Raw genomic sequence first — 20,199 nt, forward strand, 5'->3', positions numbered from 1 at the left:
AACTGCGACAGTAATATGCGTACCAAACATCCTAACAATCAGCAAAGGCCTGAGTATTGCTGCAAAGGTAAACTTGCTCACCATTGCATTTATTCTTGTTACTTGCAGCGCTAATTTTGTTATTACAAATGGCAGTACTATTTCTTCATCTTTAGGGACGTTACTTTCAGTTATCAGTTTGATGCTATACAAAAGTCCTCTCTACCAAGCTTTCTTAGCGCACTTCAATTATCTCCATTTTAAGAAACCCTAAAGACAAAAAAACCCGCTCAAATGAGCGGGCAATGAGGTTGTCATATAAGCCCTAATAAACGGGCTTACTGATTTTTATCTATTACGCTTCTAGGCTAGCTTTCACTTTTGCGTGTAGCTCTTGAACCGAAGTTACTGTGCTCTTCGCATCTGCCGTGTGTGCCATACAAGTTGCGAATGCCGCATTTAGCGTAGTCGTGTAGTTCACTTTCTCAGCCAGTGCACCACGACGAAGAACTTTAGAGTCTTCAATCGCTTGACGGCCAGCTGCAGTGTTCACGATGTAGGTGTACTCGTTGTTCTTGATACGGTCCAGAATGTGAGGACGACCTTCGTGTACCTTGTTAACTAGACGTGGGTTGATGCCCGCTTCGCCTAGGATAACCGCAGTACCGTGTGTTGCATCTAGTTGGTAACCAAGCTTAGACAGCTTAGATGCTAGGTCTACAACGCGCTCTTTGTCGCCTTCGCGAACAGAAAGAAGTGCACGACCGCCTTCTGGGTAGATGTTGCCACAACCCAATTCAGCTTTAGAGTAAGCTTCTGCAAACGTTGCACCAACACCCATAACTTCACCAGTAGAGCGCATTTCTGGGCCTAACAGTGGGTCAACACCAGGGAACTTATTGAATGGAAGTACAACTTCTTTCACTGAGTAGTAAGGTGGGATGATTTCTTTCGTAAAGCCTTGAGACTCTAGCGATTGACCCGCCATTACACGTGCTGCGATCTTAGCGATTGGCGCGCCAGTCGCTTTCGATACGAACGGTACCGTACGTGCTGCACGAGGGTTAACCTCGATTAGGTACACTTGGTTGTTCTTAACAGCAAACTGCGTGTTCATCAGACCACGAACACCCAATTCAAACGCTAGCTTTTCAACTTGCTCACGCATTACGTCTTGGATTTCTTGGCTTAGCGTGTATGCAGGAAGAGAACATGCTGAGTCACCTGAGTGAACACCCGCTTGTTCGATGTGCTCCATGATACCGCCGATAACTACGCGCTCACCGTCACAGATAGCATCGATATCCACTTCAACTGCGTCATCTAGGAAGCTATCAAGAAGAACTGGAGATTCGTTCGATACGCTTACTGCTTCGTTGAAGTAGCGACGTAGGTCTTGCTCATCGTATACGATTTCCATCGCACGACCACCAAGTACGTAAGAAGGACGTACAACCAATGGGAAGCCGATTTCGCGAGATTTCTCTACCGCTTGTTCCATTGTTGTTACTGTCGCGTTCTCTGGCTGTAGAAGGCCTAAGCGGTCAACAGCAACTTGGAAACGCTCACGGTCTTCTGCACGGTCGATTGCGTCAGGGCTAGTACCGATGATTGGCACGCCAGCCGCTTCAAGTGCGCGAGCCAATTTCAGTGGTGTTTGACCACCGTACTGAACGATAACGCCTTTTGGCTTCTCAACACGAGCGATTGCTAGTACGTCTTCCAGTGTTACTGGTTCGAAGTACAGACGGTCAGATGTGTCGTAATCCGTTGAAACAGTCTCAGGGTTACAGTTAACCATGATAGTCTCAAAGCCATCTTCACGTAGAGCTAGTGATGCGTGTACACAACAGTAGTCAAATTCGATACCTTGGCCGATACGGTTTGGACCGCCGCCAAGAATCATGATCTTGTCTTTGTCTGTTGGGTTTGCTTCACACTCGTCATCGTAAGATGAGTACATGTAAGCCGTATCTGAAGAGAACTCAGCCGCACACGTATCAACGCGCTTGTAAACAGGGTGGATATCGTATTGGTCACGTAGACGACGGATTTCACTTTCCGCTACACCTAGAATCTTAGATAGGCGCGCATCAGCAAAACCTTTACGCTTCAGCTTGTTTAGCTCGTCTTTGTTCAGACCCGCGAAGCCTTTTGCTTTTAGCTCTTGCTCAAGTTTAACGATGTCTTCGATTTGAACTAGGAACCAACGGTCGATTTGCGTTAGGTTGAATACGCCATCTACTGACATACCCGCACGGAATGCATCTGCGATGTACCAAATACGCTCTGCGCCAGCTTCTTTCAGCTCATGACGGATTTTCGTCAGTGCGTCTGGTGCATCTAGGTCAACCATTTCGTCAAAGCCAGTCGCGCCAACTTCTAGGCCGCGAAGCGCTTTTTGTAGAGATTCTTGCTGGTTACGGCCGATAGCCATAACTTCACCAACAGACTTCATTTGCGTCGTTAGACGGTCGTTAGCACCTGCAAATTTCTCGAAGTTAAAACGAGGAATCTTAGTTACTACGTAGTCGATTGTTGGTTCGAATGATGCTGGCGTTGCGCCGCCAGTGATGTCATTCATTAGCTCGTCTAGCGTGAAGCCAACTGCCAGTTTCGCTGCAATCTTAGCGATTGGGAAACCTGTTGCTTTAGAAGCTAGAGCAGAAGAGCGAGATACACGTGGGTTCATCTCGATGATAACCATACGGCCATCTTTCGGGTTGATACCAAACTGTACATTAGAACCACCAGTTTCAACACCAATCTCACGCAGTACTGCTAGAGATGCGTTACGCATTAGCTGGTATTCTTTGTCTGTTAGTGTTTGCGCTGGTGCAACCGTGATTGAGTCACCCGTGTGGATACCCATTGGGTCGAAGTTTTCAATCGCACATACGATGATACAGTTGTCCGCTTTGTCACGAACCACTTCCATCTCGTACTCTTTCCAACCGATAAGTGACTCATCGATTAGAAGCTCGTTAGTTGGAGAAAGGTCCAGACCACGACGACAGATTTCTTCAAATTCTTCTTTGTTGTAAGCGATACCACCGCCTGTACCACCCATAGTGAATGATGGACGGATGATACATGGGAAGCCAACCATATCTAGAACGCCGTAAGCTTCTTCCATGGTTTTAGCCGTATCCGCACGTGGACACTCAAGGCCGATAGACTTCATCGCTTTATCGAAACGAGAACGGTCTTCTGCTTTATCAATAGCGTCAGCCGTTGCACCAATCATCTCAACGCCGAATTCTTCAAGAACGCCATGCTTCTCTAGGTCTAGAGCACAGTTCAATGCTGTTTGACCGCCCATTGTAGGTAGAACTGCATCTGGCTTTTCTTTCGCGATGATGTTGCGAACCACTTCCCACTGGATTGGCTCGATATAAGTTGCATCCGCCATGTCTGGATCAGTCATGATGGTTGCAGGGTTAGAGTTCACAAGGATAACTCGGTAACCCTCTTCACGCAGTGCTTTACACGCTTGTGCGCCAGAGTAGTCAAACTCACATGCCTGACCGATAACAATCGGACCAGCACCAAGAATAAGAATACTTTGAATGTCAGTACGTTTTGGCATTATCTACTACTCCGAATTAAGCGCTGTGTTTTTTGATTAGTTCGATAAAGTGGTCAAATAGCGGTGCCGCGTCGTGTGGACCTGGGCTCGCTTCTGGGTGACCTTGGAAGCTAAATGCTGGCTTGTCTGTACGGTGAATACCTTGTAGAGAACCATCAAATAGCGATACGTGAGTAGCACGTAGATTTTCTGGCAACGTTGCTTCATCTGCTGCAAAACCGTGGTTTTGAGAAGTGATCATCACAACATTACGTTCCAAATCTTTTACTGGGTGGTTTGCGCCGTGGTGACCAAACTTCATTTTCACTGTTTGTGCACCCGATGCTAACGCAAGGATTTGGTGGCCTAGACAGATACCAAAGATTGGCAGACCTTTCTCTAGGAAAGTTTTTGTTGCTTCAATCGCGTAAGTACATGGTTCTGGGTCACCAGGGCCGTTTGATAGGAAGACACCATCTGGGTTTAGAGCCAGAACTTCTTCTGCTGACGTTTCAGCAGGAACAACCGTTAGGCGGCAGCCTCGGTCAACCAACATGCGCAAGATGTTGCGTTTTGCGCCGAAGTCGTAGGCAACAACGTGATATGGCAATTCGCTGTCGTCTTTCGCTTCAGGAAGTCCACCTTCAAGCGTCCACGAACCTTGTTTCCATTGATACGCTTCTTTTGTTGTAACCTCTTTCGCAAGATCCATACCTTTCAAGCCAGGGAATTCTTTTGCTTTTGCTAATGCCAAAGCTTCATCTAGGTTGTTACCTGCAACGATACAACCGTTTTGCGCACCTTTCTCACGTAGGATACGAGTTAGCTTACGAGTATCGATGTCTGCAATGCCGACGATATTTTGCGACTTGAGGTAATCAGAAAGGGATTGTTCATTACGGAAGTTAGAAGCGATAAGAGGAAGATCGCGAATCACAAGGCCTTGTGCGTGGATTGAAGAAGATTCTTCGTCTTCGGAATTGGTTCCGGTATTGCCAATGTGAGGATAAGTGAGAGTAACGATTTGTTGAGAATAGGAAGGATCAGTGAGAATTTCTTGGTACCCCGTCATCGAGGTATTAAAAACAACTTCACCAACGGAAATACCATCTGCTCCAATGGAAACACCGCGGAACACTGTCCCATCTTCTAGGACTAACAGTGCTAATTTACCCAAGACAACCTCCAGAATAAAAATGCATAAAAAATAAATTAAGCTGCAAATTTGCCTTCCTTTACCTTGAAAACTTACATAAACAGGTATTTTTGACAAATTGGCGGTATTCTAATGACGGACTTCAAAACTGTCAACACACATTGAAAAATAAATTATCACTTTCTAGCGAGTAAGGGCATTTAAACAGAAAAAGCCCTAAAATTGTAAGTTTTATCGTTATTCATTCCCGACAGTTGGCCTTTTTTGTAAATTTTACAAATTTGAACTTATTGCAGATCACAAAATTTTGTGAGTTTTTTGCGCAAACGTTCATCACACAAAAACAACCCATACTTTTGAGTAATTCAAGCGCTTTTCACAACAAGACACCCAAAAACACACAATAACTCAAGATGAAATCACAGATGATACGACTCAATTTATTTACATACTTTCCTCTAAATACAAAAAAGCCGGCTTACGCCGGCGAATAATTATGTATTTAAAGCTCGTTCAAGCCGAGCACATCGGTCATGGTATAGAAGCCTGATGGCTTCGAATGCAGCCAAACGGCGGCTTTTACCGCGCCATTAGCAAAGGTCATACGATCTGTTGCCTTATGAGTAATCTCAACACGCTCGCCGATATCAGCAAACATAGCAGTATGCTCGCCGACAATGTCACCGGCACGGATAGTGGCAAAGCCAATTTCATCTTTAGTACGTTCACCGGTAATGCCTTCGCGTGCGTACACAGCAACATCACTCAGTTTGTTACCCATCGCTCCAGCTATCGCTTCCCCCATGCCAATCGCGGTGCCAGATGGCGCATCCACTTTATGGCGGTGATGCGCTTCTACGATTTCAACATCACAGTAGTCACCCATAACTTTCGCTGCTTTCTCAAGAAGCTTGAAGACAAGATTCACGCCAACAGAGTAGTTTGGAGCCATGACAACTGGCACCTGCTTAGCTGCCTCGTCAATCAGTTCCCGTTCTTCTTCGCTAAAGCCCGTCGTTCCAATAACAATGCACTTACCATGTTGCTTACATAGCTCTAGATTCGCCAGTGTGCTCACTGGAGCAGTAAAATCGATAACAACATCAAAGTTGTCGACTTCTTTTGCTAAATCATCCGTCAAAAAGACATCAAACTTACCTTCACCACACAGTTCACCCACATCAACGCCAACAAGTGAAGACTCTGGACGCTCTGAACCAGCCGTTACAGCGGCTTCTGAATTGAAGTGTGAAGCTTTTACTAAGTTGCGACCCATACGGCCAGCCGCTCCTGCGATTGCAATACGAACCATTGCGCTTTCTCTCCTTCTCTGGATAACGAGGTTTGCACTCGTTCTCTTTCGTTTCGCGGTATCTTTTTAAACTAACAATATCCCGTGTTAACCACAAGACAGTTAGATACAGGTTAGGAAAACTCTTTCACTACACGCTCTAGAATCGGCACATTAGCTTCTGGGAAAGCGTAGTTAGGTAACGCAATAATATCGACCCAACGCCCTTCTTGCCCTTCACGTCCATAAGGCTGATTGTTGAATTGAGAAACGGTCATGAAATCAAACTTTAAAGATTTATCTGGGTAGTCGTATTCCAAATGCTCAAACAAGGCTTGTTCTGTGACTGTGATACCAATCTCTTCTTCAAGTTCACGAATCATCGCTTGCTCGACTGTTTCATTTTGCTCCACTTTGCCACCAGGAAACTCCCAAAATCCACCTTTGTGTTTATCGTCCGGACGTTTAGTGATGAAGATTTGCGACCTGTCTTGATTGAAGATAATCGCCGCAACAATGTGAATTCTTTTCATTAGATTCATTCCTAGATCTATACCCAAGTGACTTCAAGATGCTAGTTTCAGAGCGTCGTCACTGATTCAAGTTCAAGGAAAACAACGAAGCGGAATAGCACGCTATTTCCAAGTTGTTTGACGATGAAGTTGCTTCAGTGACACGCTCCCGAAGGGCGAGTTGCCTTGGTTCACATGCTTCGTTAACAATTTTCGATTTAGAACCACTAGATCTTCAAATTGTTGCCTCGCCTTCAAACCAAGTCATTCTCGCTGACCCAAGCATCTCGAGGTTACTTGGGTATATCAATACAAAAAGAGCCGCCTAAGCGACTCTTTCTTAATATCTTCTGACTGTATTAGTCAATTTTACCGTGGCACTGTTTGTATTTTTTACCGCTGCCACATGGACAAGGCTCATTACGGCCCACTTTACGTTCGTCACGAACCATTGGTTGGCTAGAGCCTTCCTCTGCTTCTTCACCTTCTGTCAGTGGGTTTTGAGCTGCCGCGTGTTGAGCTTGAGCACGGCGAGCCGCTTCCTCAGCTTGAGCACGACGTTGCTCTTCCATGCGTTCTACTTCTTCTTGCTGTTGAACACGCACGCGTGACAATACTGTAATTACGTCTGTTTTCAGCGCTTCTAGTAGACCTTCAAACAATTCAAACGACTCACGCTTGTATTCTTGTTTCGGGTTCTTCTGTGCGTAACCGCGAAGGTGAATACCTTGGCGTAAGTGATCCATCGCCGCTAGGTGTTCTTTCCATAGCGTATCTAGCGTTTGAAGCATGACCGACTTTTCGAAGTTGCGTAGTACTTGTGCACCAACCACTTCTTCTTTTTGCTTGTAAACTTCTACTGCTAGGTTAACGATCTTCTCACGCAATGCTTCTTCGTAAAGCTTGTCATCTTGCTCAAGCCACTCTTTGATAGGAGCATCTAGATCGAAGTCCGCTTTCAAACGCTCTTGCAGGCCTTCAACATCCCACATGTCTTCTAGAGATTGTGGCGGAATGTACTCGTCGATGATCGCTGTGATTACGTCTTCACGGTTTTGTTCGATCATATCGCTAATGTCGTCAACACTCATTAGCTCGTCACGCAATTCGTAAACCACTTTACGTTGATCGTTCGCAACGTCATCGTATTCAAGAAGCTGTTTACGGATATCGAAGTTACGACCTTCTACTTTACGCTGTGCTTTTTCGATTGAACGAGACAGCATCTTCGATTCGATCGCTTCGCCTTCTTCCATACCACTTTGGATAAGGCTCGCCATACGGTCTGAAGTAAAGATACGAAGTAGTGAGTCTTCCATTGATAGGTAGAAGCGAGAAGAACCCGCATCACCTTGACGACCAGAACGACCACGTAGCTGGTTATCGATACGACGAGATTCGTGACGTTCCGTACCAATGATGTGCAGACCACCCGCATCTAGTACTTGATCGTGAACCTGTTTCCACTCTGCTTTAATCGCATCAATTTGTTCTTTGGTTGGATCTTGTAGCGTTTCAACTTTTGCCTGCCAGCTACCACCCAATACGATATCGGTACCACGACCTGCCATGTTGGTTGCGATTGTTACCGCACCTGGCGTACCCGCTTCCGCAACAATCTCAGCTTCGCGTTCGTGGAATTTTGCGTTCAATACGTTGTGTTTGATCTTCGCTTTCTTAAGTGCATTAGAAAGAAGTTCTGATTTCTCGATAGAAACCGTACCTACAAGAGATGGTTGACCTTTTTCTACACGCTCTTTGATGTCTTCGATGATTGCAGCAAATTTTTCTGCTTCAGTACGGTAGACCACATCTGGCATATCATTACGGATCATTGGTTTGTTGGTTGGAATAACCACCGTTTCAAGACCGTAAATCGATTGGAATTCGAACGCTTCTGTATCTGCTGTACCTGTCATACCCGACAGTTTTTCGTATAGACGGAAGTAGTTCTGGAAAGTAATAGAAGCCAGCGTTTGGTTTTCGTTTTGAATCTTAACGCCTTCTTTCGCCTCAACCGCTTGGTGAAGACCTTCAGACCAACGACGACCTGGCATTGTACGGCCAGTGTGTTCATCAACGATAACCACTTCACCGTCATCGTTTACAATGTAGTCTACGTTCAGTTCAAATAATACGTGCGCACGAAGTGCCGCATTTACGTGGTGCAATAAACTAATGTTGGTTGGAGAGTAAAGCGTGTCACCCTCTTCCATCAAACCGTTCTTAACCATCAGCTCTTCAACGAACTCTTGGCCCGTTTCGGTTAAGTGAACTTGTTTAGACTTCTCATCCACAGTGTAGTGGCCGTCACCGCGGTACTCTTCAGAATCTTCTTTATCTTGTTTCTGAAGCTGTGGGATAAGCAAGTTGATGCGAGTGTATAGATCCGAGCTGTCTTCTGCTGGACCAGAAATGATCAAAGGAGTACGAGCTTCATCGATGAGGATTGAATCCACCTCATCGACAACAGCGAAGAAGCGTTCACGTTGAACACGGTCTTCATTGCGGAAAGCCATATTGTCACGAAGGTAGTCAAAACCAAACTCGTTGTTTGTGCCGTAAAGGATATCGGCTTCGTAAGCTTCTTTCTTAGCTTGAGGAGGCATGTTTGGCACGTTGATGCCAACAGTCATACCAAGGAACTCGAATAGTGGACGGTTTGTTTCCGCGTCACGTGTTGCTAGGTAATCGTTCACCGTTACAACATGGACACCTTTACCAGGAAGTGCGTTTAGGTAAGCAGGAAGAGTCGCCGTTAAAGTTTTACCTTCACCAGTACGCATTTCAGCAATTTGGCCACCGTTAAGGACCATACCACCAATAAGCTGCACGTCGAAGTGGCGCATACCGTAAACACGCTTAGATGCTTCACGAACCGTAGCAAATGCTTCTGGAAGTAGCTTATCAAGAGTTTCGCCTTGCTCTAGGCGCTCACGGAACTCAACAGTCTTTGCTTTTAGCTCTTCATCAGACAGTGCTTCGAACGTTGGTTCGTAGTTATTGATCTCTTTTACAATTTTTCTAAGGCGGCGCAGTGTTCGGTCGTTGCGACTGCCAATAACTTTTGTCAGTAGCTTAGCTATCATTTTTCGTGAATCTCTCTTTTATCAGACCGTTCCCGATCTACTCGTAATGCCTTCAGTCTCTGCCAGTTTAGAACTAAGAATACTGAGATAAATCATTTATCAAAGATATTGAGTTCAAACGTCCATATTTCAAGGCTTAATTTTGAATCAATGTGGCTTAGTGTAAGGATTTTTCATCGATACAACCATAAATAGACGTATTTGTTTGAAGCACTCGTAAGTTTTTAACCAAACTGATGACGGATTCGCCAGTATTACACATACATATCGCTGCTCAATCGGCATTATCAAAACAATCCGTCTCGCCATGCTATATCAAATATTTATGGGCGAGCTGAAGATAAAGGCCATAATGTAAACTATACCTAAGCAGAAAGCTGCTCTAGAATACCCATATCTCAACAAAATTAGATTTTACCTATGCGTGATCATCGCCCTACCTCAACAGACGATCTTATTGCCGAATCCCAGTTCAAAAAGATACAAGAACATGCGGGAGACATCCTGCAACTTAATCAGGCGCTGCAAGAGATCCTACCTAAGGGTACGGCAGATCATTGCCGAGTGGCTAACGTCCGTAACGGTCATTTGCTCATTGATGTGGCCAGCGCTTCACTAAAGATGAAGATCGATTACGATCGTTTAATGATCCTAAATAAGCTTCGAACTCAAGGCTATGCAAAGCTGATGAGTGTGGAAGTTCGAATCAACCCATCACTATACCGGAATCGTTTCGAGCACGATGACAGACCAAAGCGTCCACCTCTTACTGAAGCTGCAGCAAATTCATTAATGATCATCGCAGATATGGCGCCACCAAAGATTCAAGAGCGTTTGAAACGTCTTGCGGAAATGGCAGAAAAGAAGAAAGACAAGTGATAGGTAGAGCGAAGAAAGAACAGTGACCTCACTGTTCAAAACTCAGATAGTAAAAAACCAGGCGGCGGGCCTGGTTTTTTAATCTATTTTGCGTCAGCGTTGATTACGCAAGCACCATGTTTGGTTCTGCAAATGCAACTGGTGAACCGACTTCTTCTTCGAATGTTGTCCATTCCCATGCTTCTTGATCAGCAAGAACAGCACGCAGAAGTTGGTTATTCAGGCCGTGACCTGATTTATAAGCGCGGAATTCACCAATAATTGCATGACCACACATGTAAAGGTCACCAATGGCATCCAACACTTTGTGAGTCACAAACTCGTTTTCAAAACGAAGACCTTCTTCATTAAGAATACGGTAGTCATCCAAAACAATCGCATTATCAAAGCTACCACCTAGAACAAGGTTCTGAGATTGCAGGTATTCGATGTCACGCATAAAACCAAACGTACGTGCACGAGAAATTTCGCGAACGAAACCTTGAGAAGAGAAATCAAACATAAGGCGCTGCTCGTCTGATTCAATCGCAGGGTGGTTAAAGTCAATCTCGAAGTCCATGCGGAAGCCGTTAAATGGCACAAATTCTGCCCACTTATCGCCATCTTCAAAACGAACTGGTTTTTTAATACGAATAAAGCGCTTAGGTACATTTTGCATCTCGATACCTGCTTGTTGTAGCAAGTATACGAATGGGCTTGCACTGCCATCCATAATAGGGATTTCAGGTGCGTCAACTTCAACTACGATGTTGTCAATACCCATACCAGCGAGTGCCGCATTCAAGTGTTCAACAGTTGAAATACGAATACCTTCGTCGTTCACTAATGCCGTACAAAGCATAGTGTCACGTACAGATGCCGGATCAGCTGGAAAATCTACAGGTGGATTTACATCGGTACGACGGTAAATGATACCTGTGTTTGCAGCAGCTGGGCGCAGAGTAAGTGTGACTTTACGACCAGAGTGGAGACCCACACCAGTTGTTTTCACTATTTCTTTCAGAGTACGTTGTCTGATCATCTGCTTGCCTCTCTAAAATATGCTACAAAACACGGCCGTCTGTAACGTCGACCGTGAATGCTACCATAATTTTGAGCTATGTCAAATTTACGGGTTAAAGATTAATCAGCCTGACGACGCAAAAATGCCGGAATATCTAAGTAACCACTTTCTTTCTCTTGCTTCGGTGCCGCCGAACTTTGGCTTGCAGAAGAAGCTGGAGAAGAAACGGTATTTGTCGGCTGAGGAGTTACCTGTGGCTTCTCTTGCATTGGTGAAGTCTGCAAAGTTTGTGCCGGTTTCTCTTCAGCTTGCGGTGCCGCAGTTTGCTGCTGTGGTTGAGCTTGAGGAGCTGCCTGAGTCGGAGCCACTTTCGCTTTGCCACCCGCAACTAGCGTGATATCTGGTTTCTTCTCATTACCAATACCTGTTGCAACAACAGTTACGCGGATTTCATCCGTCATATCAGGGTCTAGAGATGTACCGATAACCACTGTTGCATTGTCAGAAGCAAATGCTTTCACTGTGTTACCTACGGTCTCAAACTCGTCAAGACGCATGTCCAGACCAGCCGTAATGTTAACAAGAACACCACGAGCACCCGCTAGATCGATATCTTCTAGAAGTGGGCTAGAAATTGCCATCTCTGCCGCTTCTTCAGCACGGTCTTCGCCTTTCGCGATGCCGCTACCCATCATTGCATGACCCATTTCTGACATCACAGTACGTACGTCTGCAAAGTCGACGTTGATCATGCCAGGACGAGTGATTAGCTCTGCGATACCTTGAACAGCGTTTTTAAGAACGTCGTTCGCACTCGCAAATGCTTCAAGTAGCGTAACACCACGACCAAGTACTTTAAGTAGCTTTTCGTTTGGAATCGTAATCAAAGAATCAACATGCTTAGAAAGCTCATCGATACCTTGCTCTGCAAATGCCAAACGCTTTTTGCCTTCAAAGCTGAACGGTTTTGTTACTACCGCAACAGTCAGAATGCCAAGCTCTTTAGCGACTTCTGCGATAACAGGAGCTGCACCAGTACCTGTACCACCACCCATACCTGCTGCGATAAACACCATATCGGCACCAGTTAGGGAATCTTTAAGTCTATCTCTGTCTTCGAGAGCTGCCTCACGGCCAACCTGTGGATTCGCACCTGCCCCCAGACCTTTAGTGATATCACCACCGATCTGAATAACATTGCCAACGCTTGTCTTACGAAGTGCTTGCGCATCAGTGTTGACGCTGATGAATTCCACACCTTCGATGGATTCACGCACCATGTGTTCAACAGCGTTACCACCGCCGCCACCAACTCCAACGACCTTGATTACTGCATCGTCAGACATTTCCATCATCGGTTCAAACATGTGTTGTCTCCGTTTATCCTGCAACTCAGGTTAAAACTCTTTTTGTATCCAATTACGCAATTTACCGAAGAAGCCAGTAACAGATGAGCGCTTAGGTTCATTATAATCGCTATCGTCGCTAGACTGCATGTCTCTCGCGTAATGAAGTAATCCAACTGCCGTAGAATGGTACGGCTCTTTTACATAGTCAGTTAATCCGCTGACTTCGAGCGGTTTGCCGACCCTTACTTGGTTGCGGAATACGCGTTCCGCACATTCTACCACTCCTTCGATTTGCGCAGCACCGCCGGTGAGAACTACACCCGCAGCAAGATGGTGTTTAATGCCTTCTTCGCGCAATTTCGCTTGTACAGAGTCGATAGTTTGGTTAACTAATCCCATCAGCTCAGAGTAGCGTGGTTCAATGACTTCTGACAAAGTCTGACGTTGCAGACTACGTGAAGGTCGACCACCTACGCTTGGGACGTTAACCGTGTCATCCTTACTGACCAGTTCACTCAAGGCGCAGCCATATTTGACTTTGATTTCTTCAGCATCGCTCACTGGCGTACCAAAAGCAAAAGCAATATCGCTAGTTACCGCATTTCCTGCGTAAGAAAATACTTCTGTGTGACGCAACGCACCACCGGTCCAGATAGAAACATCCATCGTGCCGGCACCGATATCCACCACACAAACCCCAAGCTCTCTTTCGTCCTCGGTAATTACTGCATTACTCGCAGCAAGCCCAGAAAACACAAGTTGCTCTACTTTAAGACCACAACGTTCTACGGCCTTAATAATATTGCGTGCCATATCATTATGGCATGAGATCAAATGGACGCTTACTTCCATTCTCACTCCAGATAAACCAAGTGGGTTTTTGATGCCCTCTTGGTAGTCGATGGTGAACTCTTGTGGAATCACATGAAGGATTCGTTGTTCATCACCGATTTTAATCGATTTGGCTGTATGGATAGCACGATCCATATCTTCTTGAGACACTTCTTCATCAGAAATTGTGCCCATGCCTTTTTCAATTCGGCTTGCGATATGTTTACCAGACAACGAAATGAATACTCGGCTGATTTGGCATTCCGCCATTAGCTCAGCTTGATCAATTGCGCGTTGTACTGATTTTACAACCGACTCCAAATCATTCACGCCGCCTTTATCCATGCCACGTGAGGGGCTGCTACCAGCACCAATAATATTTATTTGGCCATCAGGTAGAATCTCGCCCACTAGAGCTGATACGGTTGCAGTGCCTATATCCAGACCAACAATAATGTTGTCATCAGCGGCCTTAGTCATCTGTACTCTCTTGTTCTAACTCATGTTCAGGAAACCAACCAACCGCGGCTCCCGTATCGTATCGAAGATCGATATAACTGATTCTTTGAGTGTCACTGCCAAGCTTGTTATAAAGCGAGAAAAAGCGCTCTATTCGCTCATCCAGAGACTCTTTACCAAGCTCTAGTCGAATACCGTTATCAAGGATGATTTGCCAAGCTCGTCGCTCATTTAAAACCAGAGACGATATAGCCAAACCCAATTGTTGGAACTTAGGTCGGAGTTCGCGGTAGGTTTGCAAGACTTCCGGCCCAGTTGCATTGGGTCCATATAACTTAACTTTCTCTTCCTTTAGCAGGCCGACATCGCCTTCAAATACCAAACCGTTATTATCTAACAGCTCGATGCCATTCCAGATGGCGACAGGGCGATGTTCTGTCAAAAATACTTTTACCGTGTCTGGCCATTGCTTTCGGATCGCGGCATGCGCGACCCAAGGTAAGGCTTCAACACTTTGCTGCAACACATCGATGTCTTGCGACATAAACGTGCCGATATGATCAATCTTGCTAAACGCTGCTTGAACATCGTCTGCGGTTACGTACTCCAGTTTTCCTTGAAGCACGATTTTGGAGAGAGGTAACCTTTGGTCATCCCACATCCAACTGATCGCTGAGTACAAAACAGAACTGATTAAGGTCACGACGACAACGAAAAATAGCACACCCAAGATTTTCTCTTGGCGACCACGGTTAGTCTCCGTGTTAAGTCGCTCTTCATTCAGTGCAATATTCAACAATGTCTTTGTTTCCTGACTTTTGTCTTGTACTTTTCACCGTGTGAGTACACATCGGCAAAAGTATTGACTTTAACCTTGGGATTATACTGAGCTCTTGTAAACTATCAAACACTGATAGCGATAAATCACAACGATCTTGACGCAAAATCGAGATCTATGTCTTTCTCTGTGCTTTGCGTCAATTTTCGTGATTACCCGAGCATATTATTTATGTTCAACTCAAGCGTTGCCAATTGCTTAGCGACTTTACCAACATCACCGGCACCTTGAGTTAAGATCAGGTCGCCATCTTGTATAACGTTAGCTAAAACTGACGGTAATTGCTCTATTTCAGGCACAAAAATTGGATCTACCTTCCCACGACTACGAATCGTTCGGCATAAAGCACGACCATCAGCGCCAGCGATAGGTTTTTCACCCGCCGCATAGACATCGAGCATGATCAGTACATCAACTTGCTCCAGCACGTTAGCAAAATCATCGTAAAGGTCACGAGTTCGACTGTAACGATGTGGCTGGAAGATCATAACAAGACGCTTGTCTTGCCAACCGGCGCGCGCTGCATTGATCGTCACATCCACTTCTGTTGGGTGGTGACCGTAGTCATCAACAAGCATTGCATGGCCGTTGCCAGTATCAAACTCGCCTAAATGATCAAAACGACGACCTGTACCTTGAGTACCAGCCATTGCTTTTAAGATTGCTTCATCAGTGATGTCGTCTTCTGTCGCTACGGCAATCGCGGCTGACGCATTGAGTGCATTGTGGCGACCTGGGATATTTAGTGTGATATCCAGATTCGCACGCCCTTCACGAACCACGGTGAACTTGCCTTGCTGGCCTTCTTGGTGGTAGTTCTCGATACGTACATCGGCATCTTCAGAAAAACCGTAAGTGATCACTTGGCGGCTAATACGTGGAATCAGCTCGCGAATCACAGGATCATCTATACACACGATCGCTTGACCGTAAAACGGTAAATTATGAAGGAAGTCGATGAAGGTTTGCTTCAAAGTTTCAAAATCGCCGCCGTACGTATCCATATGGTCTGCTTCGATGTTCGTGACGATGCTCACCATAGGTTGTAGATGCAGAAATGACGCATCACTCTCGTCCGCTTCTGCAATCAAAATTCGGCTAGAACCTAGACGCGCGTTAGTGCCAGCACTCTTAACTAGACCACCGTTAACAAACGTTGGATCTAAACCTGCTTCAGAATAGATTTGTGTCACTAACGCAGTCGTCGTCGTTTTACCATGCGTGCCTGCAACGGCAATACCATGACGGAATCGCATTAGCTCGGCAAGCATCTCTGCACGGCGTACAATTGGAATACGTAATTCGCGAGCCGCGATGACTTCTGGGTTTTCTTCGTTGATCGCTGTTGAAACCACAACCACACTGGCTTTTTCCACATTGCTGGCTTGGTGACCGATAAACACGGTTGCACCTTTTGATACTAAACGCTCCGTCACTGGGTTCTCTGATAAATCAGAGCCCGTGATTTGGTAGCCTTCGTTCAACAGCACTTCTGCAATGCCGCTCATGCCCGCACCACCAATACCGATGAAGTGGATGGATTTCACGCGGCGCATCTCTGGCACCATTGCGCGAATCTGAGCTAAGTCTTGTGTATGTTGGATTGTCATCAATTCTATTCTCAATAATTCGTTAACGCTTTTCGGTCAAAGCGACAATGGCTTGTGCGACTGTTTTATCCGCATCTAACTTTGCTGCACTGCGTGCTTGCTCAGCCATTGTAAGTAAAGCTTGTCGATCCAATTGTTGGATCTGTTGAGTCAATGACTCAACGGTTAAATCTGGTTGTTCAATCATCTTAGCCGCACCGCAATCCACCAAGTGGTCTGCATTCAATGCTTGCTGGCGGTCTTTATGCATAAACGGCACAAAAATGGCACCAACACCGGCCGCTGAAACTTCAGAAACAGTGAGTGCACCTGAACGACAAACCAAAAGGTCAGCCCATGCATAAGCATTTGCTACATCGTCGATGAATTCGGTTACTTCTGCATTCACAACACCATTGGCTTGGTACGCTGTATTCACTTCTTCAGCAGCACCTTTACCCGCTTGATGACGAATACAGTAATCTTCGCCCAATTTAGCCATCACTTCTGGCAGAGTTTGGTTAAGAATTCGTGCGCCTTGGCTTCCTCCCATAACCAAAATCCGAATCGGACCTTGTCGCTCTTGCATCCGCTCAGTTGGCGCTTCCAATTGAGTCACGTCTTCACGAACTGGGTTGCCAACGACTTCTGCTTTTGGAAAAGCACCAGGAAAGGCTTGAAATACCTTTTTGGCAATTTTCGACAGCCATTGGTTAGTTAAACCCGCGACAGCATTTTGTTCATGCAGGACAACAGGAATACCACTCATCCAAGCAGCAACACCACCAGGACCACTCACGTAACCACCCATACCAAGCACGGCATCTGGCTGCCAGCGTTTCATGTGAGCACGAGCCTGCTTGATGGCATTAATAATCTGAAATGGTGCCACAAGAAGACGCTTAACGCCTTGACCTCGTAGACCTTTTACTTTGATAAAGTCGATTTCAATGCCATGTTTCGGCACTAAATCCGCCTCCATTCTATCCGCAGTACCTAACCAGCGGATCTCCCAGCCTTGCTCCTGCAGTTGTTTTGCAACCGCTAAACCTGGGAACACGTGACCGCCAGTACCACCAGCCATCACCATCAAACGTTTATTTTTCTTCATCAATTTGTTTTTCTAGTTCTTTCTGACCGTGCTTCAAACGGCATTCATGATCGATACGCAGCAATATAGACACCGCTACAGACATAATGATTAAACTCGAACCACCATAACTGATCAGCGGCAGAGTAAGACCTTTGGTTGGAACGATACCGGCCGCTGCGCCAACATTAACCAGCGTTTGGAAAGCAAACCAAATACCAATACCAAATGCGAGGTAACCGCCAAACATTTCGCCTTCTTCAAAAGCACGTTTGCCGATATAAACTGCTTTTAGCACCAAACTGAAAATCAGCATTAGCACTAACACGACGCCAACAAAACCCAGCTCTTCAGCCAGTACCGCAAACACGAAGTCGGTGTGCGCTTCTGGAAGATATTCCAGTTTTTGAATCGAGTTGCCTAAGCCTTGCCCAAACCATTCACCACGACCAAACGCCATGAGAGATTGAGTCAACTGATAGCCGCTACCAAATGGGTCTTCCCAAGGGTCGAGAAACGAGGTAACACGACGAATACGGTATGGCTCGACCAAAATCAAGCCAACCACGGCAGCAATACCAGCAATCATGAGCGCTAAAAACTGAGTCAGCTTGGCTCCAGCAATGAACAGCATGCCAAACAGTGTCACCAGCATTACAACCACGGTACCTAGATCGGGCTGCCCTAGAAGCAACACGGCGAAGAAGGCAAACACCATGATGGGCTTCATGAAACCGCCAAAGAAGGTTTGGCGAACTTCGTCTTGCTTACGCACCAGATAACCGGACATGAAGACAAATAGCGAGAGCTTCGCGACTTCGGCCGGTTGCAAGTTAAACAGTCCCAGCGGGATCCAACGCGATGCACCGTTTACCGACTTACCAGCCAATAATACGATGATGAGTAAACCAAACGAGATCCACAATAAGTAATGGCTTCGCTTAAACCATTGTTCTAGTGGGATTTGAAGAATGACGGCAGACACACCAATCGCCAGCACCAAGAAAGTGGCATGACGGAACATAAAGTGAAATGGCTGATCCGTCAGACGTGAGCTTATTGGAAATGATGCTGATGTCACCATCACCAAACCGGTTAACATCAAACCCAGTGCAATCCATACGAGTTGACGGTCAAAGAGCGCCTCTGGAGCAGGATGCTTAAGCCAAGTGCCAATGCTGCGTTTAACGTTACCTAAACCCACGAAGTGTGTGACCTTTAATTATGCATATTTCTCAGCAAGAGCCGCAAATGCGTCACCCCTTGCCATAAAGTTGTCGAATTGATCAAAGCTAGCACATGCCGGAGATAGCATCACCATATCGCCCGTATTTAACTGCGAAGATATCTGTTGAATCACATCTTCCATGGTGTCGAAACGAGTTGCGGATTCATGCAGTGGCATAAAATCATCGCCATCTTTGCCAAAGCAGCAAAGCTGCAAGTTAAGCGTCGCTAAGATCGGCTTTAATGGTGTGAAATCTGCGCCTTTACCAACACCACCAACCAACAAATACAATTTACCCATTGATTCTAAGCCAGAAAGCGCAGCCATAGTGCTCGCAATATTAGTTGCTTTGGAGTCATTCACCCATTTTACACCATGATTATCCGCAACCACTTGGCATCGATGTGTCAAACCAGTGTAAGTTTTCAGTGCATTCAAGGATTTGTGATAATCCACATCCGCCGCTTTAAGCAGAGCAAGTACGACGAGAGCGTTAGCCAGATTGTGCTTACCAACCAACTTCAATTCATCACTGGCAATCACGCGCTGACCATGCTCAAGCAGCCAAGTACGGTTACCGTCAACTTCAAGGCCGTATGCTTGTTCATCACTACCAAACGTCACCAACGGTATTTCAGTCTCAGGGAAGGTTTCTCGATCATCACGGTTAACCACTGCCAGTTCTGCGTTATTAAAAATGCGCAGCTTAGCTTGTCGGTAGTCCGCCATGCCGTCATAACGATCCATGTGGTCTTCCGAAAGGTTTAGAAACGCAGCCGCTTTAAGCTTCAAGCTTGATGTGGTTTCTAGTTGGAAGCTAGATAGTTCAAGTACATACAAATCTGCGTCTTGCTCTAGCAAATCGAGAGCAGGAACCCCGATATTGCCACCAACACTGACCGTTAACCCGGCAGCTTTTGCTAACACGCCTGTTAGGTCTGTTACCGTGCTTTTACCATTAGAACCGGTAATCGCAATAACAGGTTTATCGACTGCCCACGCGAAGAGCTCGATATCACCAACAACTGGCTTTCCTTTCGCAAGAACCGATTGTATTTCTGGTGTCGCTAAGGCGATGCCTGGGTTAGTCACGACTAAGTCAGCTTCTGCGAGCCATTCGGTATTCCAGCCACCGCTGTGGAGTTCTACCTGCCCTGACAAACGCTCAGCCCCCGGAGGGTTAGTGCGCGTATCAATGACTTTGATCGTCAGTTGCGGTTGAGTTTTTGTGAGGTGTTTAACGACAGAGAGCCCGGTAATACCGAGCCCTACGACGACGACCTTATGTATGTTTTGCCAACGTTCCATATTTGATCACGCAATTTGTCTTGTTCTTGG

The 20,199-nt window shown here is 45.9% G+C and carries 14 protein-coding genes; 1 reads left to right on the forward strand and 13 read right to left on the reverse strand.

Features of this window, described 5'->3' with window-relative positions:
- Positions 1 to 334: 334 nt before the first annotated feature.
- The 5 genes from carB to secA form a co-directional block, all read right to left on the reverse strand.
- Complete coding sequence (carB, locus tag ITG12_RS08860; protein WP_038878219.1) at positions 335 to 3,568, reverse strand: carbamoyl-phosphate synthase large subunit; 3,234 nt, start codon at positions 3,566 to 3,568, stop codon at positions 335 to 337.
- 16 nt (positions 3,569 to 3,584) lie between these two features.
- Positions 3,585 to 4,724 (reverse strand): glutamine-hydrolyzing carbamoyl-phosphate synthase small subunit, encoded by a 1,140-nt coding sequence (carA, locus tag ITG12_RS08865; protein ID WP_038866284.1) that lies wholly within the window; start codon positions 4,722 to 4,724, stop codon positions 3,585 to 3,587.
- 481 nt (positions 4,725 to 5,205) lie between these two features.
- Entirely contained in the window at positions 5,206 to 6,015 is an 810-nt protein-coding gene (dapB, locus tag ITG12_RS08870) for a 4-hydroxy-tetrahydrodipicolinate reductase (protein ID WP_038866282.1), read from the reverse strand.
- A gap of 113 nt (positions 6,016 to 6,128) precedes the next feature.
- Positions 6,129 to 6,527: an 8-oxo-dGTP diphosphatase MutT gene (gene mutT, locus ITG12_RS08875; protein WP_038878221.1), complete on the reverse strand. Its 399-nt coding sequence runs from the start codon at positions 6,525 to 6,527 to the stop codon at positions 6,129 to 6,131.
- Positions 6,528 to 6,865: 338 nt separating this feature from the next.
- Positions 6,866 to 9,595, reverse strand: a complete 2,730-nt coding sequence (gene secA, locus ITG12_RS08880) for a preprotein translocase subunit SecA (RefSeq protein ID WP_038866278.1) — start codon at positions 9,593 to 9,595, stop codon at positions 6,866 to 6,868.
- A gap of 420 nt (positions 9,596 to 10,015) precedes the next feature.
- Here secA and ITG12_RS08885 point away from each other — a divergent pair, with 420 nt between their 5' ends.
- Positions 10,016 to 10,474 (forward strand): DciA family protein, encoded by a 459-nt coding sequence (locus ITG12_RS08885; protein ID WP_038866275.1) that lies wholly within the window; start codon positions 10,016 to 10,018, stop codon positions 10,472 to 10,474.
- A gap of 103 nt (positions 10,475 to 10,577) precedes the next feature.
- Here the strand turns inward: ITG12_RS08885 and lpxC are convergent, their stop codons facing one another.
- The 8 genes from lpxC to murD form a co-directional block, all read right to left on the reverse strand.
- Entirely contained in the window at positions 10,578 to 11,495 is a 918-nt protein-coding gene (gene lpxC, locus ITG12_RS08890) for a UDP-3-O-acyl-N-acetylglucosamine deacetylase (RefSeq protein ID WP_038878223.1), read from the reverse strand.
- 101 nt (positions 11,496 to 11,596) lie between these two features.
- Positions 11,597 to 12,844, reverse strand: coding sequence for a cell division protein FtsZ (gene ftsZ, locus ITG12_RS08895; RefSeq protein WP_038878224.1), 1,248 nt, complete (start codon positions 12,842 to 12,844; stop codon positions 11,597 to 11,599).
- A 30-nt stretch (positions 12,845 to 12,874) separates the two neighbouring features.
- Complete coding sequence (gene ftsA, locus ITG12_RS08900) at positions 12,875 to 14,137, reverse strand: cell division protein FtsA (protein ID WP_038866269.1); 1,263 nt, start codon at positions 14,135 to 14,137, stop codon at positions 12,875 to 12,877.
- On the reverse strand, positions 14,130 to 14,915 hold the full coding sequence (locus tag ITG12_RS08905; RefSeq protein ID WP_038866267.1) for a cell division protein FtsQ/DivIB: 786 nt from the start codon (positions 14,913 to 14,915) through the stop codon (positions 14,130 to 14,132). Before ITG12_RS08905 ends, ftsA begins: the two co-directional genes overlap by 8 nt.
- A gap of 191 nt (positions 14,916 to 15,106) precedes the next feature.
- Entirely contained in the window at positions 15,107 to 16,564 is a 1,458-nt protein-coding gene (murC, locus tag ITG12_RS08910) for a UDP-N-acetylmuramate--L-alanine ligase (RefSeq protein ID WP_038866265.1), read from the reverse strand.
- A 22-nt stretch (positions 16,565 to 16,586) separates the two neighbouring features.
- Complete coding sequence (murG, locus tag ITG12_RS08915; protein ID WP_248872968.1) at positions 16,587 to 17,654, reverse strand: undecaprenyldiphospho-muramoylpentapeptide beta-N-acetylglucosaminyltransferase; 1,068 nt, start codon at positions 17,652 to 17,654, stop codon at positions 16,587 to 16,589.
- Complete coding sequence (ftsW, locus tag ITG12_RS08920; protein ID WP_038866261.1) at positions 17,641 to 18,837, reverse strand: cell division protein FtsW; 1,197 nt, start codon at positions 18,835 to 18,837, stop codon at positions 17,641 to 17,643. Before ftsW ends, murG begins: the two co-directional genes overlap by 14 nt.
- A gap of 18 nt (positions 18,838 to 18,855) precedes the next feature.
- On the reverse strand, positions 18,856 to 20,169 hold the full coding sequence (gene murD / locus ITG12_RS08925; protein WP_248872969.1) for a UDP-N-acetylmuramoyl-L-alanine--D-glutamate ligase: 1,314 nt from the start codon (positions 20,167 to 20,169) through the stop codon (positions 18,856 to 18,858).
- Positions 20,170 to 20,199 lie beyond the last annotated feature (30 nt).

Source organism: Vibrio sp. ED002 (assembly GCF_023277445.1).
In the GTDB taxonomy this organism is placed as follows: Bacteria; Pseudomonadota; Gammaproteobacteria; order Enterobacterales; family Vibrionaceae; genus Vibrio; species Vibrio jasicida.